We start from the raw sequence: 3,830 nt of genomic DNA on the forward strand, positions 1-3,830 counted from the left end.
GTGGGTATTCCCTGGCCATATGCAATCTCTTCTGCCATTTTACACTCCTCCTGCCACTCTGAGAATCAATCCGAAGAGGACCAAGACCACGGTCATGCCCAGGGCAATGCCCTCGATCTTGCCGACATATATGCCCGCTTGGAGCTTGTTGAGGAGGCCGACGTTGGTCACGGCGGTGTCTATGCCGCGCATCCTCCCTCTTACCTCCACCATCTCAGCCGCCATGGGCTTGAGGCCGCCTGCCTCTTCTTCTTCTCCACCCTCTTTGATCTCGATGGCCATGGGCTCGACATCAAGAGCACCGGGGTCTTTGCTGGCCAGCTCCTTGACCTTGCTGGTGATTGCTCCAATGTCCTCGGTGTTCAGCATCATGACCGCTTCGACCTGCTCCTTCCAGCGCTCAATGGCCTCAGGGGTCAGGTTCTGGATGAAGGGAATGGCTCCCTTAGCTCCGATGATCCTGCCTTCCTTGTCGATTCCGCTCTGGGTGAAGGCCTCGACCGCCTGCCCTGTGATGTGCCCCTTGACCTCCATTCCCGTGACCAGGACAAATCTGATATTGGGATTGGCGATGACATTGGCCACCATCTTCTCTATGCCGATGTTCTCGGTCTTGCAGGGCCCGGCCAGGGCTGCTCCTGCCTTGATCAGATCGGCATTGTGAAGGTGCGATCCGCAGGTGCATACTGCTACCGGGCTCTCTGGATTGCCCACCTCATACTCGCCTGTGATCGTCGGCCAGGGGTCGGAAGGCTTCTTTTTAAGCACCATCTCTAAGCACCTCCGAGAGCTTTCTTGACGATCTCAAATGTGGCCGGATTGGTGAACGCCATAGACAGCAGCAGCACGAAGGACAGCACCAGTCCGATGATGAATCCTACCCAGATGTTGGTGTATAGGCCCGCTATGTACGATGCCTTTCCTCTTCTGGCGTAAGACGACAGGAGCTCATTGTCCGGCACTAGCTGATTCACGAGGTCGTCAGCCACTTTGTCCATCTTTTCTATTCTCTCATAAACTGGGTCGAAGGTGAACAAGACCACGTCCGCCCTTTGCTCCGAGACCACCCCTTTCATGGGGTCGAAGATCAGGCCCAGTTCCGGTGAAACTCTAACAAATCCCATTTTAGAACACCTCACTGCACCGTTGGCGGCAATAATCCTGTTCCGACAACCGCGGATGCATCCCTCTTCACCAGCTTGTAGTACATCTTGAAGAAGTAGTACCATATGGCAAAGCCGATGATGATCTGCAGCAGTCCTGCACCCAGGCCCTGAGTCAACAAGGCCCCAATTCCAGTGGCAGTCATGGCCAGTCCACCCACCATTATCGCATTGACCAGGGTCCTATCCTGCTTCTCATCCGGGCCGAGATTGGCATTGAAGGGATGCAGGATGGCCAGACCTCCAGCGATGAAGATGATGGCGATGTAGCCGGTCATAAGAACATCATTCACGATATCGTCATATCCGAGGGTGCCAGATATGGCAAAGCTCCAGCCTAAAATGGCCAGTGCACCCGCCATGGACAGATCGGCATTGCCCTCCTCCATCACCGGGATGTTGAACTTGATGACCTTATTGGCGATGACGCCTATAATGTAACCGAAGACACCGGCATAGATCAGGGTGATGATCGGACCGAGCATCCCGAATCCCAGTGTTTCCGCTACGGAGAGTCCGAACATAACGGCGATGATTCCCATGCCCAAAGCGAGCATGCCGATCGATGGAACTCCTGTACCAATACCGTAAGCGCAGACTCTTCGCACTGAATTAGCTCCCATGACCACGGCGAATATAGCAGCCACCGCTCCGATAAAGGAGAACACCTCAGTGTTAAGGGCGGAATTGAGTATTGAGCCCAGATAAATTCCCACAATGGAGCCCACCAGGCCGTACATTCTCAGCTTCTTGGGCTCATATGCAGACGGCGCTCCGCCTGCACTTCCTCCTACAGACATTTCTAGGCACCTCCGGTGATCAATACTGATGCTAAAGCGAGCAGTACGCTGGCGATGAGACAGGCTCTGAATGCGAAGGGCCATTTCTTGAACTTCGGATCATGGAAGCCCTCGATTGTACCCTGGATGTTCCAGGAGGCAATCACAGCGTTCACCATGAAAATACCAATGGCGAACATGGCGCTCAAAGCGGCATTGCCGTTGATCAAATAGAGTGCATAGTAGATCATGGCTCCGCCAAGACCCCCCATCATGCCGCCGATTAGGCCGCTGACAAAGCAGACCGTGGGTATACCATGGCCGACTGTTCCCGGTGCGATATAAGGCGGCTGGGAGAATCCGGTTATGGGATCATATGTCACCTTGGCCGAGACAAAGGGCACTCCTACTGCATAAGCGTATATCCAGGAGCCAGTAAGCATGGTGGAGCCCACCATAATTCCTGCGCCGACAGCTCCAGAAGCTAAGACGAGCCAGATGTTATCTGTGACCGACATCATCAGGCCCGCAGCCAAGAGGCCAGTGAGACCCGATCCGGCTGCCAGCTGCACAGTTCCCGTACCGATGCCGGTAGCCTGGGCCATGGCCGCAGGTGCACCGCCCACAGGGACGAAGTGAACGCCGACGCCTACCAGAAGCCCTCCCACGACGATCTCCAGGATGTATACAATGGTAGTTGCATCAAATATCATGCTGCTACATCCCCCTTATACTCTGGATATGGTCCATACTTTCTCCTGGTGGACCTCTCTATATAGTGGTTATAAGAGACCTCAACAAGAATGAAGAAGACTCCCATGAGAATGGCATAAGAAGCCTGGGTTACGGGATCGAATACCGTTGTCCGCCAGTTGTCCAGAAAGACCGTCAGGCCGAATCCCATCCCAGTGGCCGGCCCGCCGAACTTGGTGCAGAACCAGGCGTTGTCTATGGAGTTTCTCAGACCTGCCTCTGCCTTCCTCACAATCTGGCCGGAGAGCATGGTGTTCAGACCGCAGCCGAATGGCCGGTTCTGGAACTCCCTCTCGCCGCCATAATGAATATCTCCCACCGAGGAGCCTATGGCACCCACAGCCAGTCCCCAGATCAGAGCGATGATGGGCATCGGGAAGGGATGTGGCGTTGGCAGCATATATACCATGATATACGATATAGTTGCAATACAGAATGATGTTATCCAGGCATGCGCCATAATCGATGGCGTGGTGTACCTGACGATATCCAGATAAATCCACTGGTTGAACCTGGCCTGGCTGGAGTTCCTGCCAAAGTAGGAGCTCATTGAAAAGACACCGTTGAATAGTGCAGCAACGGATGCGCCTGCTACCAGGGCCATCAATGCGGGCATCTGGAAGGCGGTAATAAGCGTATAGGCTACTATAGCAGCTGTGGCACACCACAGGGCATTGGCCGGCGGTTCGCCCGAGATGGCCTTATTATAAATCCTGTGGGGGTTGCCAACCTGGGCAGCCAGCTGAACTTGCGAGTTGGGATTGCTCTGAGATCCTACATCGGATTCTATATCTTCAGAGGCACCAGCAACCGTCGCAAGGGCTCCCATTGCGGCTATAAGCCCCATGCTAAATGCGTCCATTTATTCCTCCTCCTTTTCATTTTACCAATTTCATAGTTTTCCACTATAAAATTGGCTATGACGCTCTTGGTATCAATTACCCAAACTTATAAACCTTTCGCGATCTCCGGCAGGCAAAAATTTCTCAGGCGGATATCACCAGGGAAAACTCTACCAGGGCTCTCTCTTTGCGCCGATCTTGTAGCCAATGATATTGGTTATGCGGTGGAGAATGGGGGTGATGATCAGCACTATTATCATTATCAAAGGTGTGAAGTTATGCCAAAACCACAG

Annotated in this window: 6 protein-coding genes; all 6 read right to left on the reverse strand. The window is 53.5% G+C overall.

The genetic code is table 11. The features are described 5' to 3' along the window. Window positions 1-39: 39 nt before the first annotated feature. Window positions 40-771, reverse strand: coding sequence for a tetrahydromethanopterin S-methyltransferase subunit A (mtrA, locus tag BP822_RS00235; RefSeq protein ID WP_276619681.1), 732 nt, complete (start codon window positions 769-771; stop codon window positions 40-42). Window positions 772-773: 2 nt separating this feature from the next. Further along, window positions 774-1,124: a tetrahydromethanopterin S-methyltransferase subunit B gene (locus tag BP822_RS00240; protein WP_013718862.1), complete on the reverse strand. Its 351-nt coding sequence runs from the start codon at window positions 1,122-1,124 to the stop codon at window positions 774-776. A gap of 11 nt (window positions 1,125-1,135) precedes the next feature. After that, entirely contained in the window at window positions 1,136-1,963 is an 828-nt protein-coding gene (mtrC, locus tag BP822_RS00245; RefSeq protein WP_013718863.1) for a tetrahydromethanopterin S-methyltransferase subunit MtrC, read from the reverse strand. 2 nt (window positions 1,964-1,965) lie between these two features. Next, a complete protein-coding gene (mtrD, locus tag BP822_RS00250) occupies window positions 1,966-2,652 on the reverse strand; it encodes a tetrahydromethanopterin S-methyltransferase subunit D (RefSeq protein WP_394296220.1) in 687 nt (228 codons plus the stop codon). After that, entirely contained in the window at window positions 2,652-3,557 is a 906-nt protein-coding gene (gene mtrE, locus BP822_RS00255) for a tetrahydromethanopterin S-methyltransferase subunit E (RefSeq protein WP_286877470.1), read from the reverse strand. The genes mtrD and mtrE overlap by 1 nt, the downstream gene beginning before the upstream one ends. Window positions 3,558-3,707: 150 nt before the next feature. Further along, window positions 3,708-3,830: a CDP-archaeol synthase gene (locus BP822_RS00260; protein ID WP_286877471.1), complete on the reverse strand. Its 123-nt coding sequence runs from the start codon at window positions 3,828-3,830 to the stop codon at window positions 3,708-3,710.

Source organism: Methanosaeta sp. UBA458 (assembly GCF_002496085.1).
Taxonomy (GTDB): domain Archaea; phylum Halobacteriota; class Methanosarcinia; order Methanotrichales; family Methanotrichaceae; genus Methanothrix; species Methanothrix soehngenii.

Coding starts and splice junctions, on each gene's coding strand:
- mtrA (WP_276619681.1), bottom strand. CDS start 771: ATGGTGCTTAAAAAGAAGCCTTCCGACCCCTGGCCGACGATCACAGGC.
- BP822_RS00240 (WP_013718862.1), bottom strand. CDS start 1,124: ATGGGATTTGTTAGAGTTTCACCGGAACTGGGCCTGATCTTCGACCCC.
- mtrC (WP_013718863.1), bottom strand. CDS start 1,963: ATGTCTGTAGGAGGAAGTGCAGGCGGAGCGCCGTCTGCATATGAGCCC.
- mtrE (WP_286877470.1), bottom strand. CDS start 3,557: ATGGACGCATTTAGCATGGGGCTTATAGCCGCAATGGGAGCCCTTGCG.